Source organism: Streptomyces sp. Da 82-17, from assembly GCF_046098215.1.
Taxonomy (GTDB): Bacteria; Actinomycetota; Actinomycetes; order Streptomycetales; family Streptomycetaceae; genus Streptomyces.
The window spans coordinates 200,057-215,015 of record NZ_JBJURH010000007.1 but is presented as its reverse complement, the minus strand read 5'-3'; the positions used below and the strand labels follow the sequence as shown (position 1 = coordinate 215,015).

At 73.4% G+C, this 14,959-nt stretch carries 17 protein-coding genes; 3 read left to right on the top strand and 14 right to left on the bottom strand.

The genetic code is table 11. The annotated features are described in order from the left end of the window. Positions 1 to 14: 14 nt before the first annotated feature. The 5 genes from ACIDOF_RS14730 to tsaB all read right to left on the bottom strand — a co-directional run bounded on the left by ACIDOF_RS14730 (position 15) and on the right by tsaB (position 3,068). A complete protein-coding gene (locus tag ACIDOF_RS14730; RefSeq protein WP_409006278.1) occupies positions 15 to 371 on the bottom strand; it encodes a YciI family protein in 357 nt (118 codons plus the stop codon). A gap of 121 nt (positions 372 to 492) precedes the next feature. Continuing rightward, positions 493 to 753, bottom strand: a complete 261-nt coding sequence (locus tag ACIDOF_RS14725; RefSeq protein WP_409006277.1) for a hypothetical protein — start codon at positions 751 to 753, stop codon at positions 493 to 495. Next, positions 750 to 1,889 (bottom strand): tRNA (adenosine(37)-N6)-threonylcarbamoyltransferase complex transferase subunit TsaD, encoded by a 1,140-nt coding sequence (gene tsaD / locus ACIDOF_RS14720; protein WP_409006276.1) that lies wholly within the window; start codon positions 1,887 to 1,889, stop codon positions 750 to 752. Before tsaD ends, ACIDOF_RS14725 begins: the two co-directional genes overlap by 4 nt. Continuing rightward, positions 1,882 to 2,364 (bottom strand): ribosomal protein S18-alanine N-acetyltransferase, encoded by a 483-nt coding sequence (gene rimI, locus ACIDOF_RS14715; RefSeq protein ID WP_409006430.1) that lies wholly within the window; start codon positions 2,362 to 2,364, stop codon positions 1,882 to 1,884. Before rimI ends, tsaD begins: the two co-directional genes overlap by 8 nt. A 50-nt stretch (positions 2,365 to 2,414) precedes the next feature. Beyond that, positions 2,415 to 3,068: a tRNA (adenosine(37)-N6)-threonylcarbamoyltransferase complex dimerization subunit type 1 TsaB gene (tsaB, locus tag ACIDOF_RS14710; protein ID WP_409006275.1), complete on the bottom strand. Its 654-nt coding sequence runs from the start codon at positions 3,066 to 3,068 to the stop codon at positions 2,415 to 2,417. A gap of 105 nt (positions 3,069 to 3,173) precedes the next feature. Between tsaB and ACIDOF_RS14705 the strand changes: the two genes are divergently transcribed. Beyond that, on the top strand, positions 3,174 to 3,722 hold the full coding sequence (locus ACIDOF_RS14705) for a hypothetical protein (RefSeq protein WP_409006274.1): 549 nt from the start codon (positions 3,174 to 3,176) through the stop codon (positions 3,720 to 3,722). A 29-nt stretch (positions 3,723 to 3,751) separates the two neighbouring features. Here the strand turns inward: ACIDOF_RS14705 and ACIDOF_RS14700 are convergent, their stop codons facing one another. From ACIDOF_RS14700 to ACIDOF_RS14665, 8 genes are all read right to left on the bottom strand, one after another. Further along, entirely contained in the window at positions 3,752 to 3,937 is a 186-nt protein-coding gene (locus tag ACIDOF_RS14700; RefSeq protein WP_409006273.1) for a hypothetical protein, read from the bottom strand. Positions 3,938 to 4,081: 144 nt separating this feature from the next. Continuing rightward, complete coding sequence (tsaE, locus tag ACIDOF_RS14695) at positions 4,082 to 4,606, bottom strand: tRNA (adenosine(37)-N6)-threonylcarbamoyltransferase complex ATPase subunit type 1 TsaE (protein ID WP_409006272.1); 525 nt, start codon at positions 4,604 to 4,606, stop codon at positions 4,082 to 4,084. Positions 4,607 to 4,726: 120 nt separating this feature from the next. Beyond that, positions 4,727 to 5,920: an alpha/beta fold hydrolase gene (locus ACIDOF_RS14690; protein ID WP_409006271.1), complete on the bottom strand. Its 1,194-nt coding sequence runs from the start codon at positions 5,918 to 5,920 to the stop codon at positions 4,727 to 4,729. A 38-nt stretch (positions 5,921 to 5,958) separates the two neighbouring features. Continuing rightward, positions 5,959 to 7,104 (bottom strand): alanine racemase, encoded by a 1,146-nt coding sequence (gene alr / locus ACIDOF_RS14685; RefSeq protein WP_409006270.1) that lies wholly within the window; start codon positions 7,102 to 7,104, stop codon positions 5,959 to 5,961. Between the two features lie 310 nt (positions 7,105 to 7,414). After that, a complete protein-coding gene (locus ACIDOF_RS14680; protein ID WP_409006269.1) occupies positions 7,415 to 8,842 on the bottom strand; it encodes an NAD(P)H-hydrate dehydratase in 1,428 nt (475 codons plus the stop codon). A gap of 10 nt (positions 8,843 to 8,852) precedes the next feature. Next, on the bottom strand, positions 8,853 to 9,221 hold the full coding sequence (locus ACIDOF_RS14675; RefSeq protein WP_409006268.1) for a holo-ACP synthase: 369 nt from the start codon (positions 9,219 to 9,221) through the stop codon (positions 8,853 to 8,855). Next, complete coding sequence (glmS, locus tag ACIDOF_RS14670; RefSeq protein WP_409006267.1) at positions 9,218 to 11,065, bottom strand: glutamine--fructose-6-phosphate transaminase (isomerizing); 1,848 nt, start codon at positions 11,063 to 11,065, stop codon at positions 9,218 to 9,220. The genes ACIDOF_RS14675 and glmS overlap by 4 nt, the downstream gene beginning before the upstream one ends. Positions 11,066 to 11,103: 38 nt before the next feature. Further along, entirely contained in the window at positions 11,104 to 11,337 is a 234-nt protein-coding gene (locus ACIDOF_RS14665; RefSeq protein ID WP_409006266.1) for a hypothetical protein, read from the bottom strand. Positions 11,338 to 11,504: 167 nt separating this feature from the next. Between ACIDOF_RS14665 and coaA the strand changes: the two genes are divergently transcribed. Next, a complete protein-coding gene (coaA, locus tag ACIDOF_RS14660) occupies positions 11,505 to 12,506 on the top strand; it encodes a type I pantothenate kinase (protein ID WP_409006265.1) in 1,002 nt (333 codons plus the stop codon). A gap of 16 nt (positions 12,507 to 12,522) precedes the next feature. After that, positions 12,523 to 13,473 (top strand): DUF389 domain-containing protein, encoded by a 951-nt coding sequence (locus tag ACIDOF_RS14655; protein ID WP_409006264.1) that lies wholly within the window; start codon positions 12,523 to 12,525, stop codon positions 13,471 to 13,473. On the opposite strand, the gene glmM is transcribed toward ACIDOF_RS14655, so the two are convergent. After that, entirely contained in the window at positions 13,470 to 14,828 is a 1,359-nt protein-coding gene (gene glmM / locus ACIDOF_RS14650) for a phosphoglucosamine mutase (RefSeq protein WP_409006263.1), read from the bottom strand. The two genes, ACIDOF_RS14655 and glmM, sit on opposite strands and share 4 nt — an antisense overlap. Positions 14,829 to 14,959: the final 131 nt, after the last annotated feature.

Here is a 14,959-nt window from a genome sequence, read left to right as displayed (position 1 = left end):
CGCGCCGCCGGACGTCAGCCTTCCTCGATCTCGCGGACCTCGGCGGTGATGGTCCAGTGGTCCTCGTGGGTCTGCAGGAACCGCTTGGTCCACTCGATCGCCTCGGCCTTGTCCTTGCACTGGGAGATCGAGTAGCCCCCGATGACCTCCTTGGTCTCCGTGAACGGCCCGTCGGTGTACGAGATCCTGCCGCCCTCCCAGTGCACCCGGGTGCCCTCCGAGCTGGGCAGCAGGCCGGCCGTGTCGAGCATGACGCCGGCCTTGGTGATCTCCTCGAAGAGCTTGCCCATCCGCTCCTGCAGCTCGGGGCTCGGGCCGTCGGCCGGGGCGTTCTTCTCGTCGATGCGGATCAGCGTGAGAAAGCGCGGCATGGTGACTCCTCGGTGTACGGGACAGGGGCGGTTCCCCTGCCTCTCACCCAAGCGTCGAACGGGGTGCGCGGGAATCGACACACGCCGCGAAAAAACTTCCCGGAGTCTTCTCCCGTACGGTCTACGGCTCCACGCCCACCGACTCGAACCGCCACCGGTGGACCGGGCGGCGCACCAACTCCGCGTCCGGCTCGGGGAGTTCGGGCAGCTCGGCGTCGGGTGCCGCGTCCCACCAGGTGATGACGAGGACCCGGTCGCCGCTCGCCGCGAAGGTCTCACGGCGCAGCGGGTCGGCGGCCAGCCACTGGGCGCGGGCCCACTCCAGGAGCTCCGCGCCCCGGCCCTCGGCGGCGCGGGCCTCCCACATCAGGGCGACGGTCATGAGTAGAGGTTGTCCTTGCTGATCTCGTGCACGTGGTCGTGATCGTGGGTGTGGGCACGGCCGTGCTCGTGCTCGTGGCCGTCCTCGTGCGACCGGCCCGGCACGTGCGGGTCCGTCACCGGCAGCGACGAGTCCGCCGGCAGGTCCCAGTCGGACGCGGCCCGGTTGCGGGCGACCATCTCGGCGCCGAGGGCCGCGACCATCGCGCCGTTGTCCGTGCACAGCTTGGGCCGCGGCACCCGCAGCCGGATGCCGGCCGCCTCGCAGCGCTCCTGGGCGAGGGCCCGCAGCCGCGAGTTGGCGGCCACGCCGCCGCCGATCATCAGGTGGTCGACGCCCTCGTCCTTGCAGGCGCGGACGGCCTTGCGGGTCAGCACGTCGACCACGGCCTCCTGGAAGGACGCGGCCACGTCCCGTACCGGAACCTCCTCGCCCGCGTTCCGCTTCGCCTCGATCCAGCGGGCCACGGCGGTCTTCAGGCCGGAGAACGAGAAGTCGTACGCCGGGTCGCGGGGGCCGGTCAGGCCGCGCGGGAAGGAGATGGAGTTCGGGTCGCCCTCGCGCGCGTACCGGTCGATGACCGGGCCGCCGGGGAAGCCGAGGTTCAGGACGCGGGCGATCTTGTCGAAGGCCTCGCCGGCCGCGTCGTCGATGGTCGCGCCCATCGGCCGGACGTCCGAGGTGATGTCGGAGGAGAGCAGCAGGGAGGAGTGGCCGCCGGAGACGAGCAGCGCCATCGTCGGCTCGGGCAGCTTGCCGTGCTCCAGCTGGTCGACGCAGATGTGCGAGGCCAGGTGGTTCACGCCGTACAGCGGCTTGCCGAGGGCGTACGCGTACGCCTTCGCCGCCGAGACGCCGACGAGGAGGGCGCCCGCGAGTCCGGGCCCGGCGGTCACGGAGATGCCGTCGAGGTCGCGCGCGCTGACGCCCGCCTCCTTCAGGGCCCGCTCGATGGTCGGCACCATCGCCTCCAGGTGGGCGCGGGAGGCGACCTCGGGGACGACGCCGCCGAAGCGGGCGTGCTCGTCGACGCTGGACGCGACGGCGTCGGCGAGCAGCGTCGTGCCGCGCACGATGCCCACGCCGGTCTCGTCGCAGGAGGTCTCGATGCCGAGAACGAGTGGCTCGTCAGCCATGGGTGTCGCTTCCTTGCACTGGTACGGAGGATGCCGGGTCGGCGTGACGCATCACCAGGGCGTCCACGTTCCCGGGTTGGTAGTAGCCGCGCCGGAAGCCGATCGGCTCGAAGCCGAAGCGCTCGTACAGCTTCTGGGCGCGGGTGTTGTCGACGCGCACTTCGAGGAGCACCTCGGTGCAGTCGAAGGCGGTGGCGGTGCGCAGCAGGTCGGTGAGGAGGGCGGCGCCGAGGCCGCTGCCCCAGTGGTCGCGGGCGACGGCGATGGTCTGCACGTCGCCGAGTCCGCCGGCGGCGGCCAGGCCCGCGTACCCCACGATCCGCTCGTCGCCGTCGACGGCCACGATGAACCTCCGCGTCGCCAACGGGCCGCGGGAGTGGGCGAGTTCGGACCAGAACATGCCGCGGGACCAGGCGTCCTCGGGGAACAGTTCACGTTCGAGCTCCAGCACCGGCTCGATGTCCCACCAGCGCATCTCGCGCAGGACGGGAGTCCGGGCGGCGTCGGATCCGGTGGCTGCGGACGTCACTTCGGGGTGACCACCTTGTAGTTCTTCGGCACCTGGGCGTCGGGCCGGCGCAGGTACAGCGGCCGGGCCGGCTCCAGCTCCCGTCCCGCGGCGAGCCGTTCGGCGGCGAGCGCGGCGAGGGCGCCGGCCGAGACGTGCTCGGGGCCGCGGGCGTCGGGGAACGTGTCCGGGTAGAGCCGCGCGCCGGCGCCGACCGCGGGGAGCCCGGCGACCTGCTCGGCGATCTCCGCGGGCCGGTCGACGGCCGGGTCGGTCAGGCGGGTGCGGGGGTCCGCGTACCGCGCCCAGTAGACCTCCTTGCGGCGGGCGTCCGTGGCGACGACGAAGTCGCCCTCGATCCCGGCCGCGTACGCGAGGCCGTCGAGCGTGCACACACCGTGCACGGGGACGCCGAGGGCCGAGCCGAAGGTCTCCGCGGTCATCAGGCCGACACGCAGGCCGGTGTACGGGCCGGGGCCGACGCCGGTCACGATCGCGGTGACGGCGTCGAGCTTCACGCCGGCCTGGTCGAGCACCCGGTCGACGGCGGGCAGCAGCAACTCTCCGTGTCGGCGCGCGTCCACCTGACTGGACTCGGCGACGACGCCGTCCCCGTCGTGCAGGGCGACGGTGACGGCGGGGGTGGCGGTATCAAGAGCGAGCAAGAGCACGCAAACAGCCTACGGCCCCCGCGCCCCGGGCACGCTGCCCAGGCGAGTGCTTCACCGGCTGCTACCGTCAGCGCACAAGTCCGTATATACGAAGGGTGGAGCACGGTGGCACGCAGCAGCTCGGGAATCGTGGCCGGGCTCACCGCGGCAGCCCTCGCCGCTGTCGGCTTCCTCGCCTACCAGGCCTCGGCGACCGCGCCCGAGACGCTGGGCAAGCCGAAGCAGGACGCTCCGTCCGAGGCCCCGCACAACCCGAAGCCCGAGGCCGACCCGAAGGCGGTCCCGGCGGCCTCGGGCAAGGGCACCCGGGTGGTGTACGCGCTGAAGTCGGACCGGGTCTGGCTGGTCGGCGCGGGCGGCAAGGCCAAGCGCACCTTCGAGGTCACGCCGTCCTCGGTCGACCCGCTGCCCGGCGAGTACTCGGTGACCACCCGCTCCGGCTCGGTCGTCGGCTCGGACGGGGTGCCGATCGAGCACGTCGTGCGGTTCGCGAACGTGGACGGGGTGGCGATCGGCTTCAGCGCCGCCGTCGACGGCTCCGTGCCGAAGCCCGACCCGACGCAGAAGACCGGCGGCATCCGGGAGACCCGCGCCGACGGCAAGGCGATGTGGTCGTTCGCGACGGTCGGCACGAAGGTCGTCGTCGTTCCGTAGCGTCGCCCCGGCCCTGCGGAACGTTCCCCTCAGGCGGCGTCGCGGTGGCCGTGCCGGTCGCGGCCGTCGTCGCGCGTGGGGTCCGGGATGCGGGCCGTCGGGCGGTCCGGGGCGGGCGGCGGCGTCGACACCGTTCTCGCGGCGGCGCAGGACGCGAGCAGGGCGCTCATCGACAGCCCTTGCGGCTTGGTCTCACGGGGGTCCGACGCCGACATGGTGCCTCCCGGTCTCAGAGGGCAACGAAGTTAGGCAACCCTAACCACGTCGTGGTATCCATGTGACCACGCCGGACGCCTCCCGCGCAACATCTTCCCGACAGCCTGTCGGAACGTCTCCCCGAAAGTCTCCGCCCCCGCCCGTCAGGCCGCGAGCGCCGCGAGGTCCGCCGTGCGCCAGCGCTCGCCGATGCCGGTGAGGCGGACCTGCCGGACGTCGTCGTCGGTCTCGCCGGTCGCCCGGTCGATGGCCACGTGCAGCCGGTCCTCGGACAGCTCCTCGACCTTGCCCTCGCCCCACTCGACGACGATCACCGAGTCCGGCAGCGAGACGTCCAGGTCCAGGTCCTCCATCTCGTCGAGCCCGCCGCCCAGGCGGTACGCGTCCACGTGCACCAGCGGCGGGCCGTCGCCGAGGGCCGGGTGGACGCGGGCGATCACGAAGGTCGGCGAGGTCACGGCGCCGCGCACGTCGAGCCCCTCGCCGAGGCCGCGGGTCAGCGTCGTCTTGCCGGCGCCCAGCTCGCCGTTGAGCATGACCAGGTCGCCCGGGCGCAGCAGCTTGGCCAGGCTGCGGCCCAACTCCCGCATCTGCTCGGGGGAGTTGACGGTCAGGCGGACGGTCTCGCCGGGTTCAGCGGTCGGCGGCCGGGTGTGCGGTGCTTCCATAGCAATCCACGGTAGCCCCTGCGGCCCCGTGCCCGGCCCGGCCGCGTACGCAGGACGTACGCAGGACGTAGGCAGGACGCACGCAGGACGCACGCAGGGCGTACGCAGGGGCCGTGCGGCTCAGACCGCCGTGCTGCGGGCCTGTTCGCGGGCGCGGACGAGCAGGTCCGCGAGGCGGTCCGTCACCGTCTCCGGGTGCTCCAGCATCGCCAGGTGCCCGGCGTCCGGCACGATCACCAGCTCCGCGTCGGGCAGCAGGTCCGCCATGGCCTCGCTGTGCTCGCTCGGCGTGACCAGGTCCTTGTCCCCGGCAAGCACGAGCACGGGCAGCGCCGCGAAGTGCCGCAGCGCCTCCGCCTTGTCGTGGGCGGCGAAGGCCGGGTAGAACTCCGCGACCACGTCGATCGGGGTGCCCTCGATCATCCGCTCGGCGAACCGCGCCACGGCCGGGTCCACGTCCCGCGACGCGAACGAGTACCGCTTGATGATCCCGGCGAACAGGTCGGCCGTCGCCCTGCGCCCCTTCTCGACCAGCTCGGCCCGCTGCCCGAGCGCCTTGAGCACCCCAGGAAGGACCCGCCGCACCGCGTTGACGCCCGCCACCGGCAGGCCGTAGTTGACCTCGCCGAGCCGGCCCGACGACGTGCCGACGAGGGCCACGCCGACGACCCGGTCCCGGATCAGCTCCGGGTACTGCTCGGCCAGGGCCATCACCGTCATGCCGCCCATCGAGTGCCCGACGAGGACCAGCGGGCCCTCGGGCGCGGCGGCGTCGATCACGGCCTTCAGGTCGCGGCCGAGGACGTCGATGTCGACCGGCGTCCCGGCCTCCGCCTGGGCCCGGCCGCGGCCCGAGCGGCCGTGGCTGCGCTGGTCCCAGTAGACGGCCCGGACGGTGCCGCGCAGCGCGGCGCGCTGGAAGTGCCAGGAGTCCTGGTTCAGGCAGTAGCCGTGGCTGAACACCACGGTGACCGGGGCCGGGTCGCGGCGGCCGAAGAGGCGGCGCCGCCGGGGCGCGGCGTCCTGCGCGGCCGGGTCGGCCTCGTCCACCTCGTAGTACAGCTCCGTGCCGTCCTCCGCCGTCGCCCGGCCCGGCTCGCCGCGCAGCGAGCCGTACGGCCCGGTGGAGTCCAGGGCGAGCCGGGCCTTCTTGCGCATGCCACGGCCGACGGTGAGCCGCTCGAGCGCGACGCCCGCGGCGGCACCGGCGGCGACCACGCCTATCGCGGCGCCGGCGAACCCCGCCCGCCGCCAGCTCGTGCCCGCCGCGTCCGCCGCCGCGCTCACGGCCGCCCCCGCACTGGTCTCGCTCACCTGCCGCTCCTGCCTGATCGTCTGCTCCTGCGTACGCCCTACTCGTTCACATAGACGCGCGGGACGCGGGATCCGATCCTCGTGACGATCTCGTACGCGATCGTGTCCGCCGCCTGCGCCCAGTCCTCGGCGGTCGGCTCGCCGCGGTCGCCCGGGCCGAAGAGGACCGCCTCGTCGCCGGCCGCGGGCTCGTCCCCGTCCAGGTCGACCACGAACTGGTCCATCGCGATCCGCCCCGCCGCGCGGCGGACCTTGCCGCCGACCAGGACCGGGGCGCGGCCCGACGCGTGCCGGGGCAGGCCGTCGCCGTAGCCGGCGGGGACCAGGCCGAGGGTGGTGTCGGCGGGGGTCGCGTAGTGGTGGCCGTAGCTCACGCCGTGGCCCTCCGGCACGTGCTTGACCAGGGCGAGAGACGCGGCGAGCGTCATCACCGGGCGCAGCCCGAAGTCCGCGGGCACGCCGATCTCGGGGCTCGGGGAGATGCCGTACATGGCGATGCCGGGGCGCACCAGGTCCCAGTGCGACTCGGGCAGCGTGAGCGTGGCCGGGGAGTTCGCGATGTGCCGGACGTCGGGACGCAGGCCCGCGTCCTCGGCGTACGCGACGGCCTGCGCGAAGGCGGCGGACTGCGCGGCGATCGACGGGTGGCCCGGCTCGTCCGCGCAGGCGTAGTGCGACCAGACGCCGGTGACCCGGATCGCGCCCTCGGCCTCGGCCTTCAGGGACTCCTCGACCAGCTCCGGCCAGTCGGCGGGCTGGCAGCCGCCCCGGCCGAGGCCGGTGTCGGCTTTCAGCTGGACGCGGGCGGTGCGGCCGGCCTCACGGGCGGCGGTACGGACCTCGCGCAGCGCCCACATGCCGCTCACCGAGACCTCGACCTCGGCCTCGATCGCCTCCCGCCACGGGCCGCCCGGGGTCCACAGCCAGCACAGGACGCGGGCCTCGTCCGGCGCGATCCCGGCGGCGCGCAGGGCGAGCGCCTCCTGCGGGGTGGCCGTGCCGATCCAGGTCGCGCCCGCTTCGAGGGCGGCGCGGGCGCAGGGCACCATGCCGTGCCCGTACGCGTCGGCCTTCACGACCGCCATGAACTCGGCCTGCGGCGCTCGGGCACGCAGCGCCCGCACGTTGGCCCGCAGAGCGGCCAGATCGATCTCGGCGCGCACGCGCATGGGTGTCTCGTTCATCGTCCGCCCAGTCTCTCGCACGGCCCCGGTGTACGTCGTACGGGGCTCGCCACCGGGGCTCCGCCCCAGGCCCCCGGCTCCTCAATCGCCGGAGGGGCTCCCGGGGGCCGTCGTTCGGCTTCCCCATCGTCGTGGTCGCTCGCGCAGTTCCCCGCGCCCCTGTGGGCAGGGGCGGAGCCCCTGATAAGGGGCGCGGGGAACTGCGCGACCAGCCACGACGGTGCGGCAGACGAAAAACGACTCGGGGCCCGGGGCGCAGCCCCGGAGCTGTCCGCTGAGGACTTTCGGGAAGGGGCGGGTAGGGGAGAACTCAGCCGGACGCCACCTCGCGCCACGCCTCCCCCAGCGCCCCCGCGACCTCCCGCGCCCCCACCGGCGCCCCCCGCGCCGCGAGGCGTCCCGCGAGGCCGTGGAGGTAGGCGCCCGCCGACGCCGCGTCCACCGGAGAGAGCCCCGCCGCGAGCAGCGACCCGGCGAGGCCGGACAGCACGTCCCCGCTCCCGGCCGTGGCCAGCCACGACGTGCCCGTCGGGTTGACCCGCACCGGCCCGCTCCCCGCGGCCGCGACCAGCGTCGTGGACCCCTTCAGCAGCACCGTCGCCCCGTACTCCTCCGCGAGCCGCCGCACCGCCGACAGCCGGGACGCCTCGACCTCCATGCGGTCGGCGCCGAGCAGCGCCGCCGCTTCCCCCGCGTGCGGGGTGAGCAGGGTCGGGGCCGTGCGGGCGCGGACCGTGGCGCGGTCGGCGAGCCGCAGCCCGTCGGCGTCGATCAGGACGGGGACGTCGGCGGCGAGCACGTCCCGTACCCGGTCCGCGTCGTCGCCGAGGCCGGGGCCGACGACCCACGCCTGGACGCGTCCGGCCTTGGACGGCGGCCCGGCGTGCACCAGCGCCTCCGGGAACCGGTCGATGACCGCGTCCGCCGCGGGCCCCACGTACCGCACCGCCCCCGCGCCCCCGTGCAGCGCGCCCGCGACCGCGAGGACCGCCGCGCCGGGGTACCGCTCGGAGCCGGCCGCGATGCCGACGACCCCGCGCCGGTACTTGTCGCTCTCGGCGCCCGGCACCGGCAGGAGCTCCGCCACGTCCGCGTACTGCAGCGCCTCCAGGTCGGCCTCGGCGGGCAGTTCGAGGCCGATGTCGACCAGGCGGACCGCGCCCGCCAGCTCGCGCGCGGGGTCCACCAGCAAACACGGCTTGTACGTGCCGAACGTGACCGTCGCGTCCGCCCGCACCGCGGCCCCGCGCACCTCCCCCGTGTCCGCGTCCACGCCGCTCGGCAGGTCGACGGCGACGACGAACGCCTCGGAGGCGGCGGCGAGTTCGGCGAGGCGGGCCGCGTCCGGGCGGAGTCCGCCCCGGCCGCCGATGCCGACGATCCCGTCGAGGACGAGGCGGGCGGCCGCGATGTCCCGCTCGGGCGCCGCCGACACCCGGCCGCCCGCCGCGAGCAGCGCCCGCAGCCCGCCCGCGTGCGCCTTCTCCGGCGCGAGCAGCACCGCCGCGACCCCGGCGCCCCGGCGCGCGAGCCGGGCGCCCGCGTACAGCGCGTCACCCCCGTTGTCCCCGCTGCCGACGAGGAGCACGACCCGCGAGCCGTACACCTTCCCGAGCAACTCGGCGCAGGCGGCCGCGAGTCCGGCCGCCGCCCGTTGCATCAGCGCGCCCTCCGGCAGCCGCTCCATCAGCTCCCGCTCGGCCGCCCGTACCGTCTCGACCCTGAACGCAGTACGCATACGAGGATGCTCACCCTTCCGCGATCACCACGGCGGAGGCGACCCCCGCGTCATGGCTCAACGACACGTGCCAGCCGCGCACGCCGAGCTCCGCGGCCCGCCGCGCGACCGTTCCCTTGACGCGGAGCCGGGGCTGCCCGCTGTCCTCCACGTACACCTCCGCGTCCGTCCAGTGCAGCCCGGCCGGGGCGCCGAGGGCCTTGGCCAGCGCCTCCTTGGCGGCGAACCGGGCGGCGAGCGAGGCGATGCCGCGCCGCTCGCCGCTGGGCAGCAGCAACTCCCGCTCCACGAAGAGCCGTTCGGCCATGGACGGGGTGCGCTCCAGGGAGGCCCGGAAGCGGTCGATCTCGGCGACGTCGATGCCGACTCCGATGATCATTCGACGGTGACCGACTTCGCGAGGTTGCGCGGCTGGTCCACCTCGTTGCCGCGCGCCGTGGCCAGTTCGCAGGCGAAGACCTGCAACGGCACCGTCGTCACCAGCGGCTGAAGGAGCGTCGGCGTGGCCGGGACGCGGATCAGGTGGTCCGCGTACGGCACGACCGCCTCGTCGCCCTCCTCCGCGATCACGATGGTCCGGGCCCCGCGGGCGCGGATCTCCTGGATGTTGGACACGATCTTGTCGTGCAGGACCGAGCGCCCGCGCGGCGACGGCACGACCACGACCACCGGCACGCCCTCCTCGATCAGCGCGATCGGCCCGTGCTTGAGCTCCCCCGCGGCGAAGCCCTCGGCGTGCATGTACGCCAACTCCTTGAGCTTCAGGGCCCCTTCGAGCGCGACCGGGTACCCGACGTGCCGCCCGAGGAACAGCACCGTGTTCCGGTCGGCGAGCGAGCGCGCCAGCTCCCGCACCGGCTCCATCGTCTCCAGGACCTGCTCGACCTGGCCCGCGATCTGGGACAGCTCCCGGATCACCGCGTGGATCTCGTCGCCCCACTTCGTGCCGCGCACCTGGCCCAGGTAGAGCGCCACCAGATAGCAGGCGACGAGCTGGGTGAGGAACGCCTTGGTGGAGGCGACGGCGACCTCGGGACCGGCGTGCGTGTACAGCACGGCGTCCGACTCGCGCGGGATCGTCGAGCCGTTGGTGTTGCAGATCGCGAGGACCTTCGAGCCCTGCTCGCGGGCGTGCCGCAGCGCCATCAGCGTGTCCATCGTCTCGCCGGACTGCGAGACCGCGACGACGAGCGTACGGGCCGCGAGGATCGGGTCCCGGTACCGGAACTCGCTGGCCAGCTCCACCTCGCAGGGGATCCGCGTCCAGTGCTCGATGGCGTACTTGGCGATCAGGCCCGCGTGGAACGCCGTGCCGCACGCGACGATCACGACCTTGTCGACCTCGCGCAACTCCGCGTCGGAGATCCGCAGTTCGTCGAGGGTGAGCGAGCCGGCCGCGTCGATCCGGCCGAGCAGGGTGTCGGCGACCGCCTTCGGCTGCTCGGCGATCTCCTTCAGCATGAAGTAGTCGTAGCCGCCCTTCTCGGCGGCCGAGGCGTCCCAGTCGATGTGGAACGTGCGTACGTCCGCGGGGTTCCCGGCGAAGTCCGTGACCGTCACGCCGTCCCGGCGCAGCTCGACCACCTGGTCCTGGCCCAGCTCGATCGCCGAGCGGGTGTGCTCGATGAACGCCGAGACGTCCGACGCGAGGAACGCCTCGCCCTCGCCGACGCCCACCACCAGCGGGGAGTTGCGCCGCGCCCCGACGACCACGTCCGGCTCGTCCGCGTGCACGGCGACCAGGGTGAACGCCCCGTCCAGGCGGCGGCACACCAGGCGCATCGACTCGGCGAGGTCGGCGCAGGACGAGTACTCCTCGGCGAGCAGATGCGCGACGACCTCGGTGTCCGTCTCGGAGTCCAGGCGGTGGCCGCGCGCGGCGAGTTCGTCCCGCAGGGCGGCGAAGTTCTCGATGATGCCGTTGTGCACGACGGCCACCCGGCCCGCGTTGTCCAGGTGCGGGTGCGCGTTGGCGTCGGTGGGGCCGCCGTGCGTGGCCCACCGGGTGTGCCCGATCGCGCTGGACCCGGTCGGCAGCGGCCGGTCGACCAGCGCCTTCTCCAGGTTGACCAGCTTCCCGGCCTTCTTCGCGGCCGCCAGAGACCCGTCGGCGGCGACCGCGACGCCCGCCGAGTCGTAGCCCCGGTACTCCAGCCGCTTCAGTCCGGCGAGCACCACGTCAAGCGCCGACTGCGAGCCGACGTACCCCACGATTCCGCACATGGACCGCAGCCTACGACTCCCCGCCCGCCGATCCCCCGTCAGCCGTGGCGCGATATCCGATCTCGGGCATCCCGCAGCAGTTGCAGATACTCCAGCTCCTCGCAGCGCGGCTTGCTGCCCGGCTCGTAGAAGTCGAGGCTGTCCTGCGGGTCCTCGGCGAGGTCCTCGTCGGGCAGGTCGAGCTCCAGCTCGCTGCGGACCGCCTCCGCGTACCCGTCGAGCTCCCCTCCCCGGGATCTGCGACGGACGAAGACACGGCTGCGTACGGACATGACGCCCCCTCGGACCGAGGGCGTGCGGCTCGCCCGCCCCGGAGCCCGGACCGTACTCCCGATCCCCCAGCCGGTCTAGACCTTCACACCGGCGTGCGGGCGCGCACGCGAGCGCACGTGACGCACCCCACCCGCCATCGCGTTCATCCAGCCGCAACAATGTTGTCGTGATCTCTTCGCCGCCCCGAAGCGCCCACCGCAGTGCGCACCGCCGCGCAGAGCCGACGCCGTACGTCGACCTGACGCGCGCCGAGTGGAGTGCCCTGCGCGAGAAGACGCCGCTCCCGCTCACCGCCGACGAGGTCGAACGGCTGCGCGGCCTGGGCGACGTCATCGACCTGGACGAGGTGCGCGACGTCTACCTGCCGCTGTCCCGCCTCCTCAACCTGTACGTCGGCGCGACGGACAACCTGCGCGGCGCCCTCAACACCTTCCTCGGCGACACGGGCGGCGGCCACGGCACGCAGTACGGCACGCCGTTCGTCATAGGCGTCGCCGGTTCGGTGGCCGTCGGCAAGTCCACCGTGGCCCGCCTCCTGCAGGCGCTGCTCGCCCGCTGGCCGGAGCACCCGCGCGTCGAACTCGTCACCACCGACGGCTTCCTGTGGCCGATGAAGGAGCTCAAGGAGCGCGGCCTGCTCGCCCGCAAGGGCTTCCCCGAGTCGTACGACCGCCGCGCCCTGACCCGCTTCGTCGCCGACATCAAGGCCGGCAAGGACGAGGTCACCGCACCCGTCTACTCCCACCTGATCTACGACATCGTCCCCGGCCAGCGCCTCACCGTGCGCCGCCCCGACATCCTGATCGTGGAGGGCCTGAACGTCCTGCAGCCCGCCCTGCCCGGCAAGGACGGCCGCACCCGCGTCGGCCTCGCGGACTACTTCGACTTCAGCGTGTACGTGGACGCCAAGCCGGAGGACATCGAGCAGTGGTACCTCAACCGCTTCAAGAAGCTCCGCCAGACCGCGTTCCAGAACCCGGACTCGTACTTCCACCGGCACACGGCGGTCTCCGAGGAGGAGGCCCTCGACTACGCCCGCAGCATGTGGCAGACCATCAACAAGCCCAACCTGCTGCAGAACGTGGCCCCGACGCGCGGCCGCGCCGACCTGGTGCTGCGCAAGGGCCCGGACCACAAGGTGCAGCGGCTGCGGCTGCGCAAGCTCTGACGGCTACCCTGCGGGCATGCTGCACGTCCGCCTGATCACCCCGTCCGAACGGACCGAAGAGGTCGTCGACCTGATCGAGCACACGGTCGGCACCACGCACCTCGCGGTCCTGAAGGGCGCGGCCCGCTCCCCCGACGGCGATGTCGTCCTGTGCGACGTGGCCCGCGAGGCCTGCGACGGACTCATCGCCGGGCTCAGGAAGTTGGAGATCGACGAGTGCGGTTCGATCGCCGTCGAGAACATCGACCTGTCCCTGTCCGAGAGTGCCGACGAGGCCGAGGAAGCAGCCCCGGGCGACCCCGCGGACGCGGTGATCTGGGACCAGCTGACGGAGGCCACCCACGAGGAGTCCACGCTCTCCGTCAGCTACGTGGCGTTCCTCGCCATCGCGATGATGCTCGCGGCCTGCGGCGTGATCCTGGACAACGCGATCCTGATCGTCGGGGCGATGGCGGTCGGCCCGGAGTTCGGGCCGCTCGCCGGGCTCTCCACCGCCCTGGTGCGCAAGTCGCCCCAGCTCGTGCTGCGTTCACTGAACGCGCTGTTCACCGGCTTCGCCGCGGCCCTCGTCCTCACGTCGGCGTTCGCCTGGCTGATGGACGGCCTGGGCCTGTTCACCCGGGACATGCTGGAGGCGGACCGGCCCAACACCGAGTTCATCTTCCGGCCGGACTGGATGTCCTTCGTGGTGGCCTTCCTGGCCGGCATCGCCGGCACGCTGTCGCTGACCTCCGCCAAGTCCGGCGCCCTGATCGGCGTGGCCATCTCGGTGACCACCGTCCCGGCCGCCGCGAACGCCGCCGTCGCCTTCAGCTACAAGGACTACGGGCAGACGGCGGGCTCCGCCGGCCAGCTCCTGGCGAACCTCGGCGGCATCGTCCTCGCGGGCACGCTCACGCTGCTCACCCAGAAGTGGCTCTGGGCGCGCGAGCGCGAACGTACCCCGACAAAGGCGCGGCTCGACTAGCCCAGCGCCGACTTCACCACGTCCGCGAGGCGCCCGGCGACCGCGCGGGCCTGCTCGATGTCGGCGGCCTCGACCATCACGCGGACCAGCGGCTCCGTGCCCGAGGGGCGCAGCAACACCCGCCCGGTGGCACCCAGTTGACGCTCGGCCTCGGCGACCGCGTTGGCCAGCTCGGCGGACGTGGAGACGCGGGACTTGTCCACGTCCGGGACGTTGATCAGCACCTGCGGAAGGCGCCGCATGACGCCCGCGAGCTCCTTGAGGCTGCGACCGGTCTGGGCGACGCGGGCCGCGAGCATCAGCCCGGTGAGCGTGCCGTCGCCGGTCGTGGCGTGGTCGAGGATGATCACGTGCCCGGACTGCTCGCCGCCGAGCGCGTAGCCGTTCTCCTTCATCGACTCCAGCACGTACCGGTCGCCGACGGCGGTCTGTACGAGCTGGACGCCCGCTTCCTCCATCGCCAGCTTGAAGCCCAGGTTGGACATCACGGTCGCGACGACGGTCTCGCCGCGCAGCGCGTCCCGCTCCCGCATCGCGAGGGCGAGCACGGCGAGGATCTGGTCGCCGTCGACCTCCGCGCCGGTGTGGTCCACGGCCAGGCAGCGGTCGGCGTCGCCGTCGTGCGCGATGCCCAGGTCGGCGCCGTGCTCGACGACGGCGGCGCGCAGCAGCTCCAAGTGGGTCGAGCCGCAGCCGTCGTTGATGTTCAGGCCGTCCGGGTCGGCGCCGATCGTGACGACCTCGGCACCGGCCCGCGCGAACGCCTCGGGCGAGACCCGCGCGGCCGCGCCGTGCGCCTCGTCGAGGACGATCTTCAGCCCGTCGAGCCGGTTCGGCAGCACACCGATGAGGTGCGCCACGTACCGGTCGAAGCCCTCGTCGTACGTCCTGACCCGGCCGACGCCGGCGCCGGTGGGCCGCTCCCAGGGGGCGCCGGTGCGGTGCTCCTCGTAGAGCGCCTCGATCCGGTCCTCCAGGTCGTCGGCGAGTTTGTGGCCGCCGCGCGCGAAGAACTTGATGCCGTTGTCCGGCATGGCGTTGTGGCTGGCGGACAGCATCACGCCGAGGTCCGCGCCGAGCACCCCGGTGAGGTACGCGACCGCCGGGGTCGGCAGCACGCCGACGCGCAGCACGTCGACCCCGGCGCTGGCCAGGCCCGCGACGACGGCGGCCTCCAGGAACTCCCCGGACGCACGCGGATCACGTCCGACCACAGCCGTCGGCCGATGGCCCTCGAACGTGCCCGCCTCGGCGAGTACGTGCGCCGCCGCCACGGAGAGTCCGAGCGCCAGCTCGGCCGTCAGATCCGCGTTGGCGACACCGCGCACACCGTCCGTGCCGAAGAGTCGTCCCACTGGTGTCCTCCGTACTTTCCTGAAGCCTTCGGAACGTTACTGGTGCTCCGAACATTCGCTGTTGAGCGCTTATGTCGTTATACGCCCAACGCGGTTGATAACACGAACGCCCCGGCAGCACAGAGCGTGCC

Coding starts and splice junctions, on each gene's coding strand:
- rimI (WP_409006430.1), bottom strand. CDS start 2,364: ATGCGCTGGTGGGACATCGAGCCGGTGCTGGAGCTCGAACGTGAACTG.
- ACIDOF_RS14725 (WP_409006277.1), bottom strand. CDS start 753: ATGACCGTCGCCCTGATGTGGGAGGCCCGCGCCGCCGAGGGCCGGGGC.
- alr (WP_409006270.1), bottom strand. CDS start 7,104: ATGAACGAGACACCCATGCGCGTGCGCGCCGAGATCGATCTGGCCGCT.
- ACIDOF_RS14700 (WP_409006273.1), bottom strand. CDS start 3,937: ATGTCGGCGTCGGACCCCCGTGAGACCAAGCCGCAAGGGCTGTCGATG.
- ACIDOF_RS14675 (WP_409006268.1), bottom strand. CDS start 9,221: ATGATCATCGGAGTCGGCATCGACGTCGCCGAGATCGACCGCTTCCGG.
- glmS (WP_409006267.1), bottom strand. CDS start 11,065: ATGTGCGGAATCGTGGGGTACGTCGGCTCGCAGTCGGCGCTTGACGTG.
- ACIDOF_RS14655 (WP_409006264.1), top strand. CDS start 12,523: ATGCTGCACGTCCGCCTGATCACCCCGTCCGAACGGACCGAAGAGGTC.
- ACIDOF_RS14665 (WP_409006266.1), bottom strand. CDS start 11,337: ATGTCCGTACGCAGCCGTGTCTTCGTCCGTCGCAGATCCCGGGGAGGG.
- tsaD (WP_409006276.1), bottom strand. CDS start 1,889: ATGGCTGACGAGCCACTCGTTCTCGGCATCGAGACCTCCTGCGACGAG.
- ACIDOF_RS14730 (WP_409006278.1), bottom strand. CDS start 371: ATGCCGCGCTTTCTCACGCTGATCCGCATCGACGAGAAGAACGCCCCG.
- tsaE (WP_409006272.1), bottom strand. CDS start 4,606: ATGGAAGCACCGCACACCCGGCCGCCGACCGCTGAACCCGGCGAGACC.
- ACIDOF_RS14680 (WP_409006269.1), bottom strand. CDS start 8,842: ATGCGTACTGCGTTCAGGGTCGAGACGGTACGGGCGGCCGAGCGGGAG.